We start from the raw sequence: 17230 nt of genomic DNA on the forward strand, positions 1-17230 counted from the left end.
GCACCCATCGGCGGCGGGAACCGGCACCTGAGGTGACTGCTCATGTGCTACGGCACACGCCAACCGCGGGTCGGGGAGGTCGGGGAGGTCGGTGCGGCGGTCAGCTTTCCGCCGGTCGTTTCGGTGGCCAGACCAGCACGGTGTCCGGGATGTCGGGGTCGTGGATCGCCCGGAGGTCGCGGCCCGGCAGCGTCCTGGCGTGCGCGGCGACGAGTCGCGCCACCTCGATCGCGCCGTGCGCCTGGAAGTGCGTGTTGTCGGCGATGCCGGTGGGGTAGTTGGGTGACTCTCCCGGGTCGAGCCACAGGAAGTGGTCCTTGGTCGCCTCGGTGCCGAGCGTGGTCCACAGGTCGAACGACAGTGCCGTCAGATCGACGAGCGGCGTGCGCGTCTCGCGGGCGAGGGCGCGCATCGCGTCCGGGTACTCCCCGTGGGACAGGTACGGAGCGCCGTCGGCGGTGAAGCGTCGCCGCTCGACGGGCGTCACCAGCACGGGACGGGCCCGTCTCGCCCGCGCCCCGTCGAGGTAGCGCCGCAGGTAGTCCTGGAACGTCGTCCACGGATCGGTGCCCCGGGCCGGGTCCTCGATCTTCTCGTCGTTGTGGCCGAACGACACCAGGAGGGTGTCGCCGGGCCGGATGGCGGCGAGAATGAGGTCGAGCCGGCCCAGGTCGGCGAAGCTCTTGGAACTCGCCCCGGACAGCGCGGCGTTCTGCACGGCCGTCCCGGGCCGCAGGAACACCCCCAGCGCCTGGCCCCAGCCCGCCCGCGGGACGTCCGCCGTCGCGTACGTCGCGGCGGTGGAGTCGCCCGCCACGAACACCGTCCGCCGTCGGCCGGCCTCGGCCGCTCCGCCGAACCCCCACACGCCGCCGGTCGCGCCGGCGAGCGCGGCGCCGAGAACCGTTCTCCGTCTGATCGTCACCGGGTCATTAAATCAACAACCTTCGATTCAGGAAAGCGCTTTCCTGTGCTGGTCGCCGCCCCGGTTCCCCGGCCTTGCGGGCGGCCCCGGTCGTGGCGGCACATCGTGGAGGATGATCAGGCCCCCTGCACTGATCATCCTCCACAATCACCAGCGGGCGGCTGCGCCAGATGACCGGCGTTCGGGGGCCGCGAGGTATTTCCGCGCAACCGGTACGGCGAGGTCGAGGGCCGGCTCCATGACGACCCGCGTCGGGTTGCCCGGTCGCGCCGACCGACGTCGGACGGCTGCCTGCGGCACGCCAACCGGCATGGCCCGCCCTGCGCGACCGGGTACCGGCCGTCATCTATACGGCCGCGGAATCCGCTGACGACCCCGGCACGGTGGAACCTTCTGCCCGTCCCGTGTTGTTGACGGGCTGAAGGGGGAGCGGATGGAAGATTTCGATGGGTACGTGGCCGTCGCGTGGCAGCGGTTGTTGCGGTCGGCCTGGTTGCTGACCGGTGACTGGCACCGGGCGGAAGATCTGTTGCAGACCGTCCTGGCCCGCGCCTACGGCCGGTGGCACCGGCTGCGCGACGGCTCACCCGACGCCTACCTGCGGGCGATGCTCGCCACGACGTATCTCAGCTGGTGGCGCCGCCGGTGGCGGGGCGAACTGCCCACCCGCTACCTGCCGGAGACACCCGCCGGCGACGAGCACGGCGCGGTCGAGGTGCGTCAGGTGCTCGGTGAGGTCCTCGCCGACCTGCCCCGTCGGCAACGGGCCGTGCTCATGCTCCGGTACCACGCCGACCTCACCGAGGTCGAAACCGCCCGGACGCTCGGCATCAGCGTCGGCACCGTCAAGTCGTCCACCTCACGGGCGCTCACCCGGCTCCGCGCCGATCCACGGCTCCGCGAACTCGTTGGCGAAGGGATCCCATCATGACCGAGCACGGACTCGGGCGCCTGCTGGACCGGGCCGTCCCCGCCGTCCCGGACCACCTGCGCACGCCGCCGATCGCGGCGGTCCGGCGTCGGGCGCGTCGGCGCCGCGCCCTGGTCGGCGCGGCGGCGACCGGCGGCGCGGCCCTCGCGGTGACGCTCGCCGCCGCCGCCGTGATCGCGCTTCCCGGAGCGCCCGACGCCACGGTGACGCCGGCGGACACGACCGCGACGGCCGACCGCACCGCGCTGCGCTGGCCGCTGGCCGTGGTCGCGCGGGACGACCGGACCGTCACCGTCTACCCCCTCCCCGCCGAGGGCGAATGCCTGGAACTCGCGGGCGTCACGGCGACGTTCACGGCCGACGCGGGCCGGGTGGTGGTCACCGCGCGCGGCGAGAGCCGACGGGCCGCCAACTGCTGGGAGTCCGGCGCCGCCGTGCCGGTCGAGGTCACGCTGCCCGAACCGCTCGCCGGTCGCACCCTGGTCGACGCGGCGACCGGCCGGCCGGCTCCGGCCTACCCCGAGCGGATCCTGCCGATCGTCCCGCCGCTCTGGCACGAGGATCCGGTGACGATCCGGACGCCGGCCCCGAACGGCGACCTGTTCGCGGTCGTCTACAGCCGGCCCGACCGGCTGGGCCTGACCATTCTCGTCGCTCCGGCCGACGGCGCGGAACCCGCCGGACCACCCGGCGAGACCATCGCGATCGGCGGCCGCACGGCCGTCCTCGCCGACCACGACCGTCATTGGACGCTGCGCTGGCGGGCCGACGGCTTCGACCTGAAGATGGACTTCACCGACAACGGCGAACATCTGACCCGCGATCAGGTCCTCACCATCATCGGCCAACTGGGCTGGTGACCGGCGTGGGTCAGTGCCGTGCGGTGCCCAGTGCCGTCTGGATGGCCCGCACCAGCACGGCGACCACGAGGGCGACCGACGGCCGGACGGTGGACATCTCCATGCTCACCGCTCCGGTGAAGCCCGCGCCGTCGCCGATGTTCCCCAGCCGTTGGCGGGCCGCCACGAGGTCGTCGCCCGTCAGGCCGAGCGTGGGCTCCATCCGCACCGCCGCCACGAGCGTCGCGAGGGCCGCCGTCCGCTCGTCGGGCATGTCGTCCGAGGCCAGCGCCTGGTTCAGGCGGGCCCGGATGTCGGCCTCCACCGTCGGATCGACGGTGGGGTACCGGTGCAGGTGGATGAAGCCCATCGTGGTCTCGTCGACGTCACGGATCACGCCGCGGGCGCACAGGTCGGCCAGGACCCGATCGCGCAGCCCGTGCCGCAGCCGCTGCAACCACGAGGCCGGCGTGTGCGGCGTGTCGGCGGCGAGCCGCGCCAGGACCTCGTCGATGATCGACACGCCGGTCGGCGTCGCGTCCCGGACAATGATCATCCGGTCGGCGTACCCGACCCGGCCGGCGAGCGCCAGCTCCACCAGCACCGCGGCGGCCATTCCGAGGTCGAGGCCGATCTGGGACCCCGCCGCCCGGCCTGACTCGTCGTCGTACGCGAGTAGGAGCAACTCCTCGGCCAACGCAACGGATCCCATGGTCTGGAACCTAGCGCGCACACGGCCGTAACGCACCAGCGTGTCAGCCCGACCTTGGCTCCCAGACCGGCCGCCGGGGCTCGTCGTTGTGCACGATGACGTCGACGTGATCGGTCGGGCGGACCGTGGCGAAGTAGAACCGCTGGGCGGGGATGTACCGCTCCCGCCAGCGCCGTTCGACGTCGGCCCGGGACGACACCCGACGCTCCCGGATCACGGCACGGTCCACGGTCTTCTCGAGATCGGTCGACACGAAGACGCGGAGCTCCCACCGGTCGATCAGTTCCGGGCGCATGAGGAAGACGCCGTCGAAGACCAGCACGGCGTCCGCGCGGGCGGTCGCGACCGGCGGGGACAGCACGGCGTCCGCGGTGCGGTCGTAGACCGCGGGCCGGAAGCGTCGATCTCCGCCCGGGCCGAGCGGGTCGAGGAGAACCCGGGTCAGCGCGTCGTGGTCGTGGGTGTCGTAGTAGCAACCTTCGGCCGAGTACTCGCCGCGTGGGTAGCGCCGTGCCCGCGGGAAGAGGAAGTCGTCGATCGTCGCGCGGATGACGTCGCGGCCCCGTGCGCGCAGGACGACGGCCAGTTCGTCGGCGAGAGTGGTCTTGCCGGCGGCGGGCGGCCCGTCGATGGCCACCCGCGTCGGGTGCGCGACCGCGACCGACCCGACCGCCTCGGCCAGGCGGCCGATCACCTCGTCGCGGGTACCTCGGCCCATGTCCCGCCCCGTCCGCCGGCTGTCGGTCGATCGACCGAAGGGTAGCGCGCTCGCGTCGGTCGGTCGACCGAACATCTGCCCTGGAAGACCGGCGGGGCGGGGTGGCGGGGATCGCGCGGGGCGAGCATGCTGTACCGCTGACGTATCGAACGAAACGGGGGGTTCAGTCACATGCGCGCGCCACGGTTCGCGGTCCTGCTCGCAATCGGTCTGCTCGGCTTCACCCTGGTCGGCTGCGGTGCCGACAGCGACGACAACTCCGGTGCTGCCGCGCCGAAACGGCCGGCGCTCGCGCCCGGCGAGGAGCTCGTCCGGTACTCGCGGGTGGGCGGCGAGCCCCTGGTCGACGACGAACTCACCGTCCAGCCGGACGGCAGCTTCACGGTCGAGCAGGACGGGAAGGGGTCGGCGTCCGGGAAGCTCACGGAGGCGGAGCTGGCCGCGTTGGAGAAGGTGTTCACCGACAACGGGTTCGACAAGATCGACAGCGATCTGACCCGGAACAGCAGCACCGACATGGACAAGCCCAGCTACGACATCCGCTACGCCGGGCACTCGGTCACGATCATCCACGGCAACCGGACGAGCGCTCTCCAGCCGATAATCGACGCCTGCGACGCGTTCATCGCGAGCCACCTAACGTGAAGCCGTCGGAGAGTGCGGTGTCGAACGAGGTTCCCACGGTCACCTCGTAGCCGCCCCGTGCCGTCGTCCAGTGTTCCGTGCGCGGGTTCCAGTACTCCAGCAGGTGCAGGTCCCGCAGGTCCGCCGCGCTGATCCGGATCTCCACCGGGCGCGACTGGCCGGGCGCCAGCGTGACCCGCTCCCAGCCGAGCAGCCGCTTCGACGGCTCGTGCGCCGAGGCGGGCAGTTCGACGTACGCCTGCGCGGTCTCGGTGCCGGTCCGCCGGCCGGTGTTGGTCACCCGGAACCGGATCCGCAGGTCCCGGCCGTAGGAGACGTCGAGCCGGTCGTACGCGAACGTCGTGTACGTCAGCCCGTGGCCGAACGGGAACAGCGGCTCGATGTTCCGCGAGTCGTACCACCGGTACCCGACGGCCAGCCCCTCGGAGTAGGAGACCTGCCGCGGCTCGGTGTTCCCCGGCGCGCGCACGGTCGACCCGTCGGAGAACGTGCCCGGGTACCGGGTCGGATCGCCGGCGGTCGGCAGGTCGGCCTCGCTCCGGGGGAACGAGTGCGTGAGCTTGCCGCTGGGCGCCACGTCGCCGAAGAGCAAAGCGGCGATCGCCGGCCCCATCTGCTCGCCGGCGTACCAGACCTCGAGGACGCCGCGCACCGAGTCGATCCACGGCATCACGACCGGGCCACCGGTCTGCAGCACCACGACCGTGTTCGGGTTGGCCGCGGCGACGGCCGCGATGAGCGCGTCGCCGTTGCCGTCCAATGAAATGTTCGGTCGATCGGCGAACTCGCCCTCGCGGTAGTACCCGAACACCACCGCGACGTCCGCGGTGCGCGCGGCTTCGGCGGCGGTCGCGGGGTCACTTCCGTCGTCGTAGACAACGGGACCGCGTGAGCGCGCGACGATGCTGTCCAACGGCGCCACGGCGGTGCACGGGATGTTCGGTGCGGTGTGCAGGCAGACGCTGGACGCGTCGACGTCGCCGGTCGCCGGGGTGTTCGCGGCGGTCGGCCCGATCACGGCGATCCGCCGCGACGAACCGGTGAGCGGCAGCGCGCCGTCGTTCTTCAACAGCACCGCGCCCTGCTCGGCGAGCCGGCGGGCGAGCGCCTCGCTCTGCGGTGTGCTGACGTCGACGTCCGGTGCCGCGATGCGGGGCACGTCGAACAGCCCGGCCGCGATGTGCGCGCGGACGATCCGCAGCGCCGCCCGGTCGACGTCGCGCACGCTGAGGCGTCCGGCGGCGATCTGGTCCTTGATGGCCATCGGCGTCCAGTACCGCCACGCGTTCAGTTCCTGGTCGAGCCCGGCCCGCAGCGACGGGGGACCGGCGGTGAGGTAGTGCCGGGCGCCGAAGTCGGTGACCACCCAGCCGTCGAACCCGATCTCCTGCCGGAGGATGGTGTCGAGCAGCAGCTGGCTGCCGCAGGCCCAGTCGTGGTTCACCTGGTTGAACGAGCACATCACCGACCCGACGTCGCCCCGGTCGATGGCGATCTCGTAGGGCAGGGTGTAGATCTCGCGCAGGGTGCGTCCGTCCACATTGGACGAACTGTTGTTGCGGTCGGTCTCCTGTTCGTTGGCCACGAAGTGCTTGAGCTGCGACTGCACCGGTTCGCGGTCGTTCGCACCGACGCCGCGGCTGTACGCGCCGGCCATCAGGCCGGCGAGCACCGGGTCCTCGCCGAGGTACTCCGACGTGCGGCCGCTGCGCGGATCCCGTCCGCTGGCGATGCCCGGGCCGAGGAGCACGTTGCGCTGCTTGCGCCAGGCCTCGTGGGCGACGGCCGCGCCCTTCTCGCGGGCGAGCGCCGTGTTCCACGACGACGACAGCGACACGTTCGCGGGGAACACGGTCACTGAACGTCGTCTGGGCCGGGTCGTTGGCCGAGTGCTCGTCGAGCCAGCGCAGTTTCTGGTCGAGAGAAGAGGCCGCCAGCAGCGCGTGGGCGCGCTGCGTCGGCGACTTCGTGCGGTCCATCCAGGGGACGCGCGTGCAGTCGGCCGCCGCGGCGGGCGGCGTGCGCACGAGCTGGACGCCCGGCGCCACCACCACCACCACCATCAGCAGCGCGACCAGCAGTGCTCTCTTCGCATGCGTCGATCCTGTGACCGGCCGGTGAACAGCGGCTAGGCCGAAGTTCGCCGGAGGCAGCACGAAATGCACCTCGGCTTGACTCCGCCCGCGCCGGGCGTACATTGCCGGAATGGCCGACCCGCCTGTCGACCGGTCCGGGGCGTTGCTGCACTTCACCGAGGGCACGCTCGCCTACGCGGGGCACTACCTGCACGAGCGGAGCCACCCCGTGCACACCCACAGCTTCCTCGAGGTCGCGCTGGTGACCGGTGGGCACGGCGAACTGGCCTGGACCCGCGAGGACCCGCTGTACAACTATCTACTGTGGACGGGCCCGTACTCGTCGCCCGGCCGCGGTGTGCTGGCCACCCGGCTGCCGCCGGCGGCGCGCGTCGAGTGCGGCGAGCACCTCGACGCGCTCGATCGCCTCCGGTCGCGTCCGTTGAGCCGGTTCCGCGGCGAGCTCATCGGTCGTCTCGTGCTGTTTCTCGGTTGCCTGGCGCGCGCCGTCGCCGACGACCCCGGCCACGCCACCGATCAGCCCAACGGCCCGGCGCACCCCGCGGTGATCCGCGCGATGCGGTTGATGGAGGCCGCGCCCGAACGCCGCTGGACGCTCGCCGACCTCGCCGCCGAACTGCACCTGACCCGGGGCTACCTGGTGCGCCGCTTCAAGGCGACCACGGGCCTGCCGCCGATGGCCTACCTGTCCCGGTTCCGGGTCGAGACGGCCGCCGCCCTGCTGCTGCACACCGACCAGTCGATCACCCAGATCGCCGAGGCCGTCGGCTGGCCCGACGCCAACTACTTCGCCCGCCGCTTCCGGACCCACTACGGGCTCAACGCGACCACGTACCGGGCCCGGTTCTCCCAGTTCACCAGGCAACTGTAAGGAGGAGCACCGGTGCACGTTCGCATCGACCGCTTCGATCCCGGGGCGGCCACCGGGACCGAGCTGCGGGACTACCACGACCTGGTGCTGGCCTCCGGTCGGGTCGACCGGCCCGACGAGGAGCCACCGGCGTACGAGACAGTGGTCGGCCGGCTGCTCGTCCCGATGACCGCGCGGGGGCCGGAGCGGTTCTGGGTGGCCCGCGTCGACGGGCAGGTGATCGGCATCGCGGTGGTGGGTTTCCCCGACGACGAGAACCGGGCGCTCGCGATGACCGACATCCGGGTCCATCCGGCCCGGCGCCGGGCCGGCATCGGCACGCGGCTCCTGCACGCGGCGTTGCCGGCGATGCGCGAGGACGGTCGTACGACGGTGGTCGGGTGGGGCGTGACGGCCGGTGGGGCCGGTGCGGCCTGGGCCGGAGCGCTGGGCTTCCGGGTGGTTCACCACGATGTGCTGCAGATGCTGGACATCCCGTCGGTCGACCCGGCGGTTTGGAACGTCGCGGCACCGCCCGGGTACCGGACGGAGCGCTGGATCGGCACCACGCCGGAGGAGCTGTTGACCTCCTACGCGCGGGCCCGGGGCGCGATCCACGACGCACCGTGGGAGGAGACCACCTACCGGCCTCCACAGTGGACACCCGAGCGGGTCCGGTCGGCCGAGGCCGGCCTGCGCGAACGCCGGGTCGAGCAGCGCGTGGTGGTCGCCGTGCACGAGGCGACCGGCGTGGTCGCCGGCCTGACCGAGGTGGAGCTGCACGAGACCCGCCCGGACCTCGCGTACCAGGGCGACACCGCGGTGCCGGCGGCGCACCGGGGCCGGGGGATCGGTCGCTGGGTCAAGTCGCACATGGTGCGGTGGCTGCGGGACGAGCGTCCGGGCGTGCGGCGGGTGGGCACGTCGACCGCCGCCGCCAACGTCCACATGATCAGGGTCAACCACGAGGTCGGGTACCGGACGGTGCGGAGCATGGTCGACGTCGAGGCCGAGGTGGCGGCGCTCGCGCCGCGGGGACGGCGCCAGGCAGGCATCGATCGTGTGGAATGATCCGGTCGTGAGCGGTCCTGCTCTCGCGATGGACGGCATGAGTGCCTTGGTCATCGGTGGCGGCGGCGGTGGTATCGGACGTGCGATCTCACGCGCGTTCGCCGCGGCCGGGGCGGCTGTCGCTGTTGCCGATCGCGATCAGGACCGGGCGGCTGAGGCCGCCGACGAGCTGACCGGGTCCGGCGCCCGTGCGGTCGCGTTGGTCGGTGACGTGCGGTCGCGTTCCGACGTGGACGGGTTCGTCACCGGGACCGTGGCGGAGTTCGGTCGGCTCGACGCGCTGGCGACGGTCGTCGGGGGACAGGTCGCGTTCGTACCCGCGGTGCGGCTGCACGAAATGGGCGATGAGGACTGGGACCTCGTCTACGAGCTGAATCTTCGCTATGTCGCGCGTGCGGCCCGCGCCGCCATCCGTGCTTTCCTGCACCAGGGAACGGGCGGATCCATCGTCAGCATCGGCTCAGTCACGGGACTGATGGCCGCGCCCCGGCAGGCGGGCTACGGCGCGGCCAAGGCCGGCCTCGTCAGCCTCGCCAGGACGGTTGCCGCGGAGTACGCCGGCGACGGCATCCGGATGAACGTCGTGGCGTGCGGTGCGATCGCGACGTCGGCGCGGCCCGCCGGTAACGCCGCCCAGGTCCCGATGGGCCGGATCGGTGTACCGGATGACGTCACCGCGGCAGCGGTCTACCTGGCCTCGCCACTGTCGTCCTACATGACCGGGCAGACTCTCGTGGTCGACGGAGGCGTCACCGTCCGCGGCCCGTTCTCCGCCCGGGACTGACCCGCTCGCTCCCGAGAGTGAGGCGCGGGCATGCCACCGCCACCGATACTGGCGGCGGAGGATTGTGCCCGTGATGGAGCGGCTGGCGGCCATGCGGCGGCGGTTCGAGGCTTTACCGCCGATCGTGGTGGACGTCGTGCTCGCCGTCGTCTGCTTCCTCGCGACCGTGACCGGCCCGGTCAAGTTCTCCCACCATCCCGGCTGGCTCACGATGGGGCTGGCCGCGGTGACGGCGGTTCCGCTGGTCTGGCGGCGGCGGGCGCCCGTGCTGGTCACCGCGCTGGTGGCGGTCGGGACGCTGGGCCTGACCGTCACCCGGGCCATCCAGGCCATCCCGATGCCGTACGGGCAGGTCGTCGCGACGTACACGGTCGCGGCGGTGGCGCCGCCGATCTGGCGGTGGACGGTCCTCGGCGTGACCGCGGCCCTGACCGTGCTGTCGGTGCTGGTGCTCTTCGAGCAACGGCCGTCGACGCTGGCACTGGCCGGGCTGCCGTTCGTGGTCGCGTACGCGCTCGGGGTCAGCACGCGGGCGCGGCGGAACCGGATCGCGATGCTCGAGGAACGCTCCCGGCGCCTGACGGAGTCGGCCGCGGCGACGGCCGTGCGGGAGCGCGAACGGATCGCCCGGGAGATCCACGACATCGTGGCCCACTCGGTCAGCCTGATGGTGGTGCAGGCGGAGGCCGGTCTGGTGCAGGCCGGCGATCCGGACCGGGCGGCCGACAAGTTCGAGACGATCTCCGGGACCGGCCGGGAGGCGCTGGCCCAGTTGGACCGGGCGCTCGGCGTGCTGCGGGCGAACGGCGACGAGGGGACGCGGCAGCCGCAACCGGGGCTCGCCGATCTGCCGGCGTTGGTGGAACGGGCCCGGCAGGCGGGCGTCGCCGGCGAACTGACCGAGGACGGCCACCCCCGGCCGATCCCCGCCGACCTCGCGGCGGCGGTGTACCGCGTGACGCAGGAGGCGGTCACCAACGCGATCCGGCACGCTCACGCCCGTCACCTATGGGTTTGCCTGTCGTGGCGGCCCGCCGCCCTCGCGATCACCGTGGACGACGACGGCCGGGGGCCGACCGCCGCCCCGCCGGCCGGCGGACACGGGCTGATCGGGATGCGGGAACGGGTGGACGCGTTCGGCGGTGCTCTCACCACCGGTGCCCGCCCGGGCGGGGCCGGCTTCCGGGTCGCCGCGGTGCTGCCGCTGAACGGGGACGGTCGTGGCTGAGCCGATCCGGGTGCTCGTCGTCGACGACCAGGCGTTGGTCCGGCAGGGCTTCGCCGTCATCCTGGCGGCGGAACCGGACCTCACGGTCGTCGGCGAGGCCGGGGACGGCGCGGCGGCGGTCGCGGCCACGCTGGAGACCCGGCCGGACGTGGTGCTCATGGACGTCCGGATGCCCGGCGTCGACGGCATCACCGCCACCGCCGAGATCTGCGCCCGCACACCCGCCCGGGTGCTCATGCTGACCACCTACGACCTCGACCAGCACGTCTACGACGCGTTGCGGGCCGGGGCGAGCGGCTTCCTGCTCAAGAGCATGCGCGGGCGGGAACTGGTCGACGCGGTGCGGGTGGTCGCCGCCGGGGAGTCCCTGCTGGCGCCGACGGTCACCCGCCGCCTGATCGCCGACGTGGTGCGCGGGGGGCCGCTTCCCGACCCGGGTTCGGCGAAACGTCTGGCGGCACTGAGCCGGCGGGAGACCGACACGCTCCGGGCGCTCGCCCGGGGGTTGTCCAACGCGGAGATCGCGGCCGACCTGTTCGTCACCGAACACACGGTGAAGACGCACGTCAGCAACCTGCTCGCCAAGCTCGGGCTGCGTGACCGGGTGCAGGCGGTCGTGCTCGCGTACGAGTCCGGGCTGGTCGTCGCGGGGACTCCCGCGAAGGAGTGAGCCCCGGGTCCCTCGCGTTGGCGTTCCGCCCGCCCGGCCCGGCCGCCGAGCATCGAGCCATGCTCTCCGTGGTCGCCCGGCTGTCGGTCCGCCGGCCCGTTCTGGTTGTCGTGGTGTGGTTGGCGGCCGTCGCCGGCTCGTTCGCCGTCGGCACCGGCGTCTTCGACCGGCTCGTCAGCGACGTCGGCCAGGTTCCGGGCAGCGAGTCCGACCGCGCCGCCGACCTGATCGACCGGGCCGACGGGCCGCGCTCCATCTCGCTCAGCGCGATCGTGTACGGGGCGCCGGTCACCGATCCGGCCCTGATCGCGGCGGTCGACGCCGCGATCGCCGACGTCCGGGGAATGCCCGGCGTCGTCGCCGTCACCGACCCGGTGCCGTCGACCGCCAGCGGGCGGGCGTTCGGGTTGCGGGTCCAGGTCGAGCCCGGACCGGACGCCGACGCGACCGTGCGCGCGGTGAACGACCGGCTGCACCGCATCGCCACCGGCACCGTCGCCGGGCCCGGCGCTGTGGCTGTCGCCGTGTCCGGCGGAGGGCTGACCGACCAGGAGTTCAACCACCAGGCCCAGTCCGACGTGCGGAAGGCCGAAACGCTGACCACGCCGGTCGTGCTGCTGTTGCTGCTGTTCGTGTTCGGCGGGTTGACCGCCGCCGGGCTGCCGCTGCTGATCGCGGTGGCCGGGGTCGGCGGCACGTTCGCGATCCTGTTCGCGTGCAGCGAGGTCACCGACGTGTCGGTGTACTCGATCCAGGTGGCCACGATGCTGTCCGTCGGCCTCGCCGTCGACTACGGGTTGCTGATCGTGAGCCGGTTCCGGGAGGAACGCGCGGTCGTCCCGGGCGTGCCGGCCGCGGTGATCCGCACCATGGCGACGGCCGGGCGCACCGTCGTCTACTCGGGGCTGACCGTCGCCGCGGTGCTCGCCGGTCTGCTGGTGTTCCCCGACCCGTTCCTGCGCTCGATGGGGGTCGCCGGCGTCGGCGTGGTGACGTTCGTCGTCGCGGCCGCTGTCACCCTGCTGCCCGCGCTGCTGGCACTGGCCGGGCGGCGCATCCGCCCGGTGCGCCCGGCGCCGCGCATCCGCACGGTACGGCCGGCGCGGCCGGCGCCGGCGCTGTTGGCGCTGGCCGGGCGGCGCATCCGCTCGGCGCTGCCGGTGCTGCCGGTGCTGCCGGTGCGGCCGGCGCCGGCGCACGGCGGCCGGTTCGCCGCGATCGCCCGGGCGGTGCAGCGCCGGCCGCTGCTGACCCTGCTGGCCGCGGCGGCGCTGATGCTGCTGCTCGCCGTGCCGGTCCTCGACCTGCGGCTGGCGCAGGTGGACGCGCGGCTGCTGCCCGCCACGACGCAGACGCGCCAGGTGCACGACGCGACCGCGGCGCACTTCCCGGAACTGGACACGCCGGCACCGATCGTGATCGCGATCGGGGCGCCGGCCGACAGCCCGGTGGTCGCCGCGCTGCGGCGGCGGATCCTGGCGGTGCCCCACGTGACCGGGATCGCGCCGGCCGCCGGAACCGGACCGGTGACGGTGCTGCGGGCGACCATCGACGTGCCCGGCTACAGCCCGCAGGCGCGCCGGGCGGTGGCGGCGATCCGGGCTCTCCGGCCTGTCCGGCCTCTCCCGCCTTTGGCAGCGCCGGTCGAGTTCGCGGTGACCGGGGACACGGCCTTGCTCGTCGACTACGAGGCGATGATCACCGGCCGCCTGCCGTACGCGGTCGCGGTCATCGCGCTCGGCACGCTCGTGCTGCTGTTCCTGTTCACCGGCTCGGTGCTGCTGCCGGTCAAGGCGGTGGCGACCAACGTGCTGAGTATCGGTGCCGCGCTCGGCGCCGTGGTGTGGGTGTTCCAGCAGGGCCACCTCGCGTCCTGGTTCGGCACCACCAGGCTCGACGCGACGCACGTGTCAGTGCCGGTGCTGGTCGGTGCGATCGCGTTCGGCCTGTCCGTGGACTACGAGGTGTTCCTGCTCTCCCGGATCCGGGAGAACTGGCTGGCGACCGGCGACAACCAGGAAGCGGTGGCCCGCGGCCTGCAGCACACCGGACGGATCATCACGTCGGCCGCGCTGCTGCTGGCCGTCGTGTTCGCCGGCTTCCTGACGGCCGGTTTCGTGCCGGTCAAGGCGATCGGGCTCGGACTGACGCTGGCGGTGGCACTCGACGCCACGGTCGTGCGCCTGCTCCTGGTACCGGCGACGATGACGCTCGCGGGCCGCTTCAACTGGTGGGCCCCCGCCCCGCTCCGCGGTCTGCACACCCGCCTGGGCCTGACCGAGCCCGCGGGCCCTCGCCGAGCGCAGGCTGTCCGTCAGTAGCCAACGCGCCCATGCCATTCGAAGGGGACTCAATGGTAAGCGGATCTGTTGTCTCTGCGTACGTGTTGATCACCGTGCCGGCCAAGCGTTCGGGAGATCTGGTCAACACCCTGCTCGACGAGTTTCCCGAGTTCGTCAAGGAAGCCGAAGCTGTCTACGGCGAGGCCGATGTCATCGCGCGGATCGAGACCTCGTCCGTCGATGAACTGCACCAGCTCGTCATGGAGAAGATTCAGAAGTTGCGCAATGTGACCGTCACCCGGACGTTCATCATCATCCCGAACATGCGCTCAGTGCAAACCGGATAGCAACGTGTCGAGCACGGCGTACATCGCGATCGGCGTGATGGGCGGAGCGGTCATCGCGGGCGTCTTCTCCGTTCTTGTCGTTCTGGTCGGGCATCGAACCAGCCAGCGCAAGGCGCATCTGGAGAGGGCGGTCGAGAAGCACCTCGAACGCTACGAGAGGGTCTTCGTCGCTGCTCGAACCGCCCAGGACTCGCTGCGTAACTACCTGCGGATCAGCGGCCGCGTCGACGACCGCTCCGACCCGTTCCTGTTCCAGCTCCTGGCAATCGCCACGGAATCCGTCAACGAATTCTGTGTGTCGGTTACCTGGACCCACAATCCGGGAATGTTGTATTTGGACATCAAACTGGAGGAGAAATGCCTCTCGGTGCGAGACCTGCTGCTGGGCTGGCTCGCGGTGCGTCGAGTTCATTGGGGTGAGGTCGCCACGGTTCGGAGGACCGAACAGTACGAACCCATACCACTCGACCAGGTCCCGAATCTCAGGCTCGGCGACTACCGCGAACTGCGCCTGGAAACCCGCCGCCTCGTGCTCAGCAGCGCCGAGGACATTTCCCGCCTCCGGCAGATCGACAAGCTGCTTTCCGCCGTCATCGCGGATCTCAAGGCAGTGGTCGCCTATTGACCGGGGTCAGAGGCCCAGGCAGTCGTTGACGGCGTCCTCGAAGTCCTCGTCGTTGCGTGTCGTGCGGTCGGCGAAGGACAGGCAGTCGCTGAAGATCCACCACAGGTCGTAGATCTCCGCCTCCTGCGGCTCCGGCGTGGTGAGGTCGTACACGCACCCCCGCAGCGCCGCCCGACCCGTGTGCTCCTCGCACGTGACCACGGCCCGGTGGAACTCGACATGCTGCGGCGTGCGGGGGGCCGCCGCGGCGGGCGTCGACGTGGCCGCCAGGCCCAGCCCGGTGGCCACTGCGGCGAGCGCGAGCCGCCTGACATGTGTCATCGACATGGTGACTCCTTCGGATCCACGTACGGCAGGGTGCCGTACGCGTCCATGAGTCACGGACCCGCGCGACGCCAACACAAAACCGGTGTCGGCTGGGCGACACTCCGTCAGGTGGGTGGCGGCGGTGCCGGGTCGGTAGCGGACCGGGCAACGAGCAGGTGGAAGGAGTCGGGGCCGGGTCCGACGCGACGGTGATCGACCGGGGTCAGCCCGGCGGCGGTGAGGGCGGCGTGCACCTCGGCCAGCGGGCGTAGTCGGAACCCGTGGGCCGTCACCGGGTCACGTCGCATCGCGTCGGGATCGCCCAGGCCGAGGACCAGCCGACCGGTCGGCGACAGCGCGCGGGCCAGTTCGGCGAAGACGGTGTCCGGCACGAAATAGATGGTGTTGATCGTCATGGCCGCGTCGAGGGATCCGTCGGGGAGGGGCAGGTCGGTCATCGAGGCCTCGTGCAGCGCGAGGCGCCCGTCGGCGACGGCACGGCGGTGCCGGTACCGGACGCGATCGAGCATCACCGGGGAGATGTCCACGCCGTGGACGCGGCCGGTCGACCCGACCCGGTCGAGCAGCAGGGCCAGACCCATGCCGCCGCCGAAACCGATGTCGGCCACGACGTTGCCCGGTGCGGGTGCCAGCGCGTCGACGGCAGCGGCGACAGCGTTCCGGTTGGCGCGATTGAGCATCGATCCCATGGCCCGGCCGGCGACGCCGTGCGGGCGGCGGAGTTGTCCCGCCAGACCCACCAGCAATCTCTCCCTGATGGTCATGTTCAGGGGCGTGCGTCGTAGTGGGTGCGGGCTTCGAAGACCTGGTCCATGTGTGTCTCCGCCCAGTTCTTGATCGCGATCATCACCGGGAACAGGTCGTGGCCGAGCGGGGTGAGTTCGTAGTCGACGCGGGCCGGTACCGAGGCGGTGACCGTGCGGGTGACCAGGCCGTCGCGTTCCAGTGTGCGCAGGGTCTGGGTGAGCATCTTCTGGCTGACGCCGGCGATGCGGTTGGCGAGCTGGCTGTGCCGCTGCGGGCCGCCGGCGAGGGCTGGGATCACCAGGGCGACCCACTTGTCGGTGAGCCTGCTCAGCAGTTCGCGGGTCGGGCACCGGTCCAGGAACGCGTCGTAGTCGCGTTTGGCCTGTTCACGGCGTTGCGCCGCGGTTGTCGTCGCCATTTCTCCTCCATCGGTGCCCTAGGCACTTTACGGTACCTACTTTCTCATGGTGCCCGTCGGTTCGTACGGTCGTGGTGATCACGAGATTCCATGAAGGAGACGGCGATGCGCGCAGTCAGCTATGCACAGTTCGGCGGGCCGGAGGTCCTGCACGTGGCCGACGTGCCGGTGCCCGAGCCGGGGCCGGGGCAGGTACGGGTGCGGGTCGCCGCGTCCGTCCTCCACCCGGTCGACCTGATGATCCGCGCCGGTCGGTTCCCGGCCCCGCTGCCGACCGGTCTGCCGTACACACCCGGCTGGGATGTGGCCGGCACCGTCGACGCGGTCGATCCGGCGGTCGAGGGGTTCACGGTCGGCGACGAGGTCATCGGCTTCTCGCCATGGCTGCAGACCACGGTCGGTGCCCACGCGGAGTACGTGGTGCTCGACGCGGCCGGGCTGACCGCCGCGCCCGCCGGCGTTCCCGCCACCGAGGCGGCGACCCTGCCGACCAACGGTCTCGCCGCCGCCCAGGCCCTCGACCTGCTCGCGCTCCCGGCGGGTTCGACCGTGCTCGTCACCGGCGCCGCCGGGCAGGTCGGCGGGTTCGTCCTGGCGCTGGCCCGGGCGGCCGGCCTGCACGCCACCGGACTCGCCGGAGCCGACGACCGTGCGTTCGTGGAGTCGCTGGGCGCGGCGTTCCTGTCGCGCACCGACGACCCGACCGGGACCTTCGACGCGGTCGTCGATCTGGCGGTCGTCGGTCCCTCGCTGCTGGACCACGTCCGCGACGGCGGCGGCTACGTGGCCGCGTCCCCGCCGCTCCGGCCGGAGCCGGTGCGGGGAATCCGGACCTTCGCGCTGGAGGTGCTTCCGGACGGACGGCGGCTTGGCGAACTGGTCACCCTCGTCACCAGCGGCGACATCCCGCTACGGGTCGCCGGTGTGTACCCCTTCGACGACGCCGCGGCCGCACACGACCGGCTGGCCCGGGGCGGCGTCCGCGGCGGCGTGGTGATCGTCCCGTGACCTGTGG

Annotated in this window: 20 protein-coding genes; 13 read left to right on the plus strand and 7 right to left on the minus strand. The window is 72.2% G+C overall.

Features of this window, described 5'->3' with window-relative positions:
* Nucleotides 1-100: 100 nt before the first annotated feature.
* Nucleotides 101-925, minus strand: coding sequence for a rhamnogalacturonan acetylesterase (locus tag Vau01_RS46540; protein WP_239152422.1), 825 nt, complete (start codon nt 923-925; stop codon nt 101-103).
* Nucleotides 926-1358: 433 nt separating this feature from the next.
* On the opposite strand from Vau01_RS46540, the gene Vau01_RS46545 reads away from it, so the two are divergent.
* Complete coding sequence (locus Vau01_RS46545; protein WP_204006986.1) at nt 1359-1856, plus strand: SigE family RNA polymerase sigma factor; 498 nt, start codon at nt 1359-1361, stop codon at nt 1854-1856.
* Nucleotides 1853-2716 (plus strand): hypothetical protein, encoded by an 864-nt coding sequence (locus Vau01_RS46550; RefSeq protein WP_204006988.1) that lies wholly within the window; start codon nt 1853-1855, stop codon nt 2714-2716. The genes Vau01_RS46545 and Vau01_RS46550 overlap by 4 nt, the downstream gene beginning before the upstream one ends.
* Before the next feature lie 10 nt (nt 2717-2726).
* Here the strand turns inward: Vau01_RS46550 and Vau01_RS46555 are convergent, their stop codons facing one another.
* Both Vau01_RS46555 and Vau01_RS46560 read right to left on the minus strand, forming a co-directional pair.
* Complete coding sequence (locus Vau01_RS46555) at nt 2727-3407, minus strand: GOLPH3/VPS74 family protein (protein ID WP_204006990.1); 681 nt, start codon at nt 3405-3407, stop codon at nt 2727-2729.
* A 43-nt stretch (nt 3408-3450) separates the two neighbouring features.
* The gene (locus tag Vau01_RS46560) at nt 3451-4125 is read right to left on the minus strand and encodes a cytidylate kinase family protein (RefSeq protein ID WP_204006992.1); all 675 of its coding nucleotides are present in this window, start codon (nt 4123-4125) and stop codon (nt 3451-3453) included.
* Between the two features lie 171 nt (nt 4126-4296).
* Between Vau01_RS46560 and Vau01_RS46565 the strand changes: the two genes are divergently transcribed.
* Complete coding sequence (locus tag Vau01_RS46565) at nt 4297-4770, plus strand: hypothetical protein (RefSeq protein WP_204006994.1); 474 nt, start codon at nt 4297-4299, stop codon at nt 4768-4770.
* Here the strand turns inward: Vau01_RS46565 and Vau01_RS46570 are convergent.
* Nucleotides 4748-6628, minus strand: coding sequence for a beta-glucosidase family protein (locus Vau01_RS46570; RefSeq protein WP_204006996.1), 1881 nt, complete (start codon nt 6626-6628; stop codon nt 4748-4750). The genes Vau01_RS46565 and Vau01_RS46570 overlap by 23 nt on opposite strands.
* A gap of 110 nt (nt 6629-6738) precedes the next feature.
* Between Vau01_RS46570 and Vau01_RS46575 the strand changes: the two genes are divergently transcribed.
* The 9 genes from Vau01_RS46575 to Vau01_RS46615 all read left to right on the plus strand — a co-directional run bounded on the left by Vau01_RS46575 (nt 6739) and on the right by Vau01_RS46615 (nt 14723).
* A complete protein-coding gene (locus tag Vau01_RS46575) occupies nt 6739-6891 on the plus strand; it encodes a hypothetical protein (RefSeq protein WP_204006998.1) in 153 nt (50 codons plus the stop codon).
* 84 nt (nt 6892-6975) lie between these two features.
* The gene (locus Vau01_RS46580; RefSeq protein WP_204006999.1) at nt 6976-7737 is read left to right on the plus strand and encodes an AraC family transcriptional regulator; all 762 of its coding nucleotides are present in this window, start codon (nt 6976-6978) and stop codon (nt 7735-7737) included.
* A gap of 12 nt (nt 7738-7749) precedes the next feature.
* Nucleotides 7750-8787: a GNAT family N-acetyltransferase gene (locus tag Vau01_RS46585; RefSeq protein ID WP_204007002.1), complete on the plus strand. Its 1038-nt coding sequence runs from the start codon at nt 7750-7752 to the stop codon at nt 8785-8787.
* A gap of 37 nt (nt 8788-8824) precedes the next feature.
* Nucleotides 8825-9571: an SDR family NAD(P)-dependent oxidoreductase gene (locus Vau01_RS46590; RefSeq protein ID WP_204007004.1), complete on the plus strand. Its 747-nt coding sequence runs from the start codon at nt 8825-8827 to the stop codon at nt 9569-9571.
* Between the two features lie 73 nt (nt 9572-9644).
* Nucleotides 9645-10799 carry a sensor histidine kinase gene (locus Vau01_RS46595; protein ID WP_239152436.1) on the plus strand — a complete coding sequence of 385 codons (1155 nt, stop codon included), beginning with the start codon at nt 9645-9647 and terminating at the stop codon, nt 10797-10799.
* The gene (locus tag Vau01_RS46600) at nt 10792-11469 is read left to right on the plus strand and encodes a response regulator (RefSeq protein WP_204007008.1); all 678 of its coding nucleotides are present in this window, start codon (nt 10792-10794) and stop codon (nt 11467-11469) included. Before Vau01_RS46595 ends, Vau01_RS46600 begins: the two co-directional genes overlap by 8 nt.
* 59 nt (nt 11470-11528) lie before the next feature.
* The gene (locus Vau01_RS46605; RefSeq protein WP_204007010.1) at nt 11529-13790 is read left to right on the plus strand and encodes an MMPL family transporter; all 2262 of its coding nucleotides are present in this window, start codon (nt 11529-11531) and stop codon (nt 13788-13790) included.
* Nucleotides 13791-13852: 62 nt separating this feature from the next.
* Nucleotides 13853-14098: an Lrp/AsnC ligand binding domain-containing protein gene (locus tag Vau01_RS46610; RefSeq protein ID WP_204007012.1), complete on the plus strand. Its 246-nt coding sequence runs from the start codon at nt 13853-13855 to the stop codon at nt 14096-14098.
* A 4-nt stretch (nt 14099-14102) separates the two neighbouring features.
* Entirely contained in the window at nt 14103-14723 is a 621-nt protein-coding gene (locus Vau01_RS46615) for a hypothetical protein (protein ID WP_204007014.1), read from the plus strand.
* Between the two features lie 6 nt (nt 14724-14729).
* On the opposite strand, the gene Vau01_RS46620 is transcribed toward Vau01_RS46615, so the two are convergent.
* The 3 genes from Vau01_RS46620 to Vau01_RS46630 all read right to left on the minus strand — a co-directional run bounded on the left by Vau01_RS46620 (nt 14730) and on the right by Vau01_RS46630 (nt 16215).
* Nucleotides 14730-15050 (minus strand): hypothetical protein, encoded by a 321-nt coding sequence (locus Vau01_RS46620; RefSeq protein WP_204007016.1) that lies wholly within the window; start codon nt 15048-15050, stop codon nt 14730-14732.
* 104 nt (nt 15051-15154) lie between these two features.
* Complete coding sequence (locus Vau01_RS46625) at nt 15155-15814, minus strand: class I SAM-dependent methyltransferase (protein ID WP_204007018.1); 660 nt, start codon at nt 15812-15814, stop codon at nt 15155-15157.
* A gap of 2 nt (nt 15815-15816) precedes the next feature.
* Nucleotides 15817-16215: a winged helix-turn-helix transcriptional regulator gene (locus Vau01_RS46630; RefSeq protein ID WP_204007020.1), complete on the minus strand. Its 399-nt coding sequence runs from the start codon at nt 16213-16215 to the stop codon at nt 15817-15819.
* A 105-nt stretch (nt 16216-16320) separates the two neighbouring features.
* On the opposite strand from Vau01_RS46630, the gene Vau01_RS46635 reads away from it, so the two are divergent.
* Complete coding sequence (locus Vau01_RS46635) at nt 16321-17223, plus strand: NADP-dependent oxidoreductase (RefSeq protein ID WP_204007022.1); 903 nt, start codon at nt 16321-16323, stop codon at nt 17221-17223.
* The last annotated feature ends 7 nt before the right edge of the window (nt 17224-17230 follow it).

It is taken from the genome of Virgisporangium aurantiacum (genome assembly GCF_016863635.1).
Classification (GTDB): domain Bacteria; phylum Actinomycetota; class Actinomycetes; order Mycobacteriales; family Micromonosporaceae; genus Virgisporangium; species Virgisporangium aurantiacum.

Excerpts from the sequence above, each read along its gene's own strand:
- Vau01_RS46545 (WP_204006986.1), top strand. The coding sequence starts at position 1,359 with ATGGAAGATTTCGATGGGTACGTGGCCGTCGCGTGGCAGCGGTTGTTG.
- Vau01_RS46550 (WP_204006988.1), top strand. The coding sequence starts at position 1,853 with ATGACCGAGCACGGACTCGGGCGCCTGCTGGACCGGGCCGTCCCCGCC.
- Vau01_RS46555 (WP_204006990.1), bottom strand. The coding sequence starts at position 3,407 with ATGGGATCCGTTGCGTTGGCCGAGGAGTTGCTCCTACTCGCGTACGAC.
- Vau01_RS46560 (WP_204006992.1), bottom strand. The coding sequence starts at position 4,125 with ATGGGCCGAGGTACCCGCGACGAGGTGATCGGCCGCCTGGCCGAGGCG.
- Vau01_RS46565 (WP_204006994.1), top strand. The coding sequence starts at position 4,297 with ATGCGCGCGCCACGGTTCGCGGTCCTGCTCGCAATCGGTCTGCTCGGC.
- Vau01_RS46580 (WP_204006999.1), top strand. The coding sequence starts at position 6,976 with ATGGCCGACCCGCCTGTCGACCGGTCCGGGGCGTTGCTGCACTTCACC.
- Vau01_RS46590 (WP_204007004.1), top strand. The coding sequence starts at position 8,825 with ATGAGTGCCTTGGTCATCGGTGGCGGCGGCGGTGGTATCGGACGTGCG.
- Vau01_RS46595 (WP_239152436.1), top strand. The coding sequence starts at position 9,645 with ATGGAGCGGCTGGCGGCCATGCGGCGGCGGTTCGAGGCTTTACCGCCG.
- Vau01_RS46605 (WP_204007010.1), top strand. The coding sequence starts at position 11,529 with ATGCTCTCCGTGGTCGCCCGGCTGTCGGTCCGCCGGCCCGTTCTGGTT.
- Vau01_RS46620 (WP_204007016.1), bottom strand. The coding sequence starts at position 15,050 with ATGTCGATGACACATGTCAGGCGGCTCGCGCTCGCCGCAGTGGCCACC.
- Vau01_RS46625 (WP_204007018.1), bottom strand. The coding sequence starts at position 15,814 with ATGACCATCAGGGAGAGATTGCTGGTGGGTCTGGCGGGACAACTCCGC.
- Vau01_RS46630 (WP_204007020.1), bottom strand. The coding sequence starts at position 16,215 with ATGGCGACGACAACCGCGGCGCAACGCCGTGAACAGGCCAAACGCGAC.
- Vau01_RS46635 (WP_204007022.1), top strand. The coding sequence starts at position 16,321 with ATGCGCGCAGTCAGCTATGCACAGTTCGGCGGGCCGGAGGTCCTGCAC.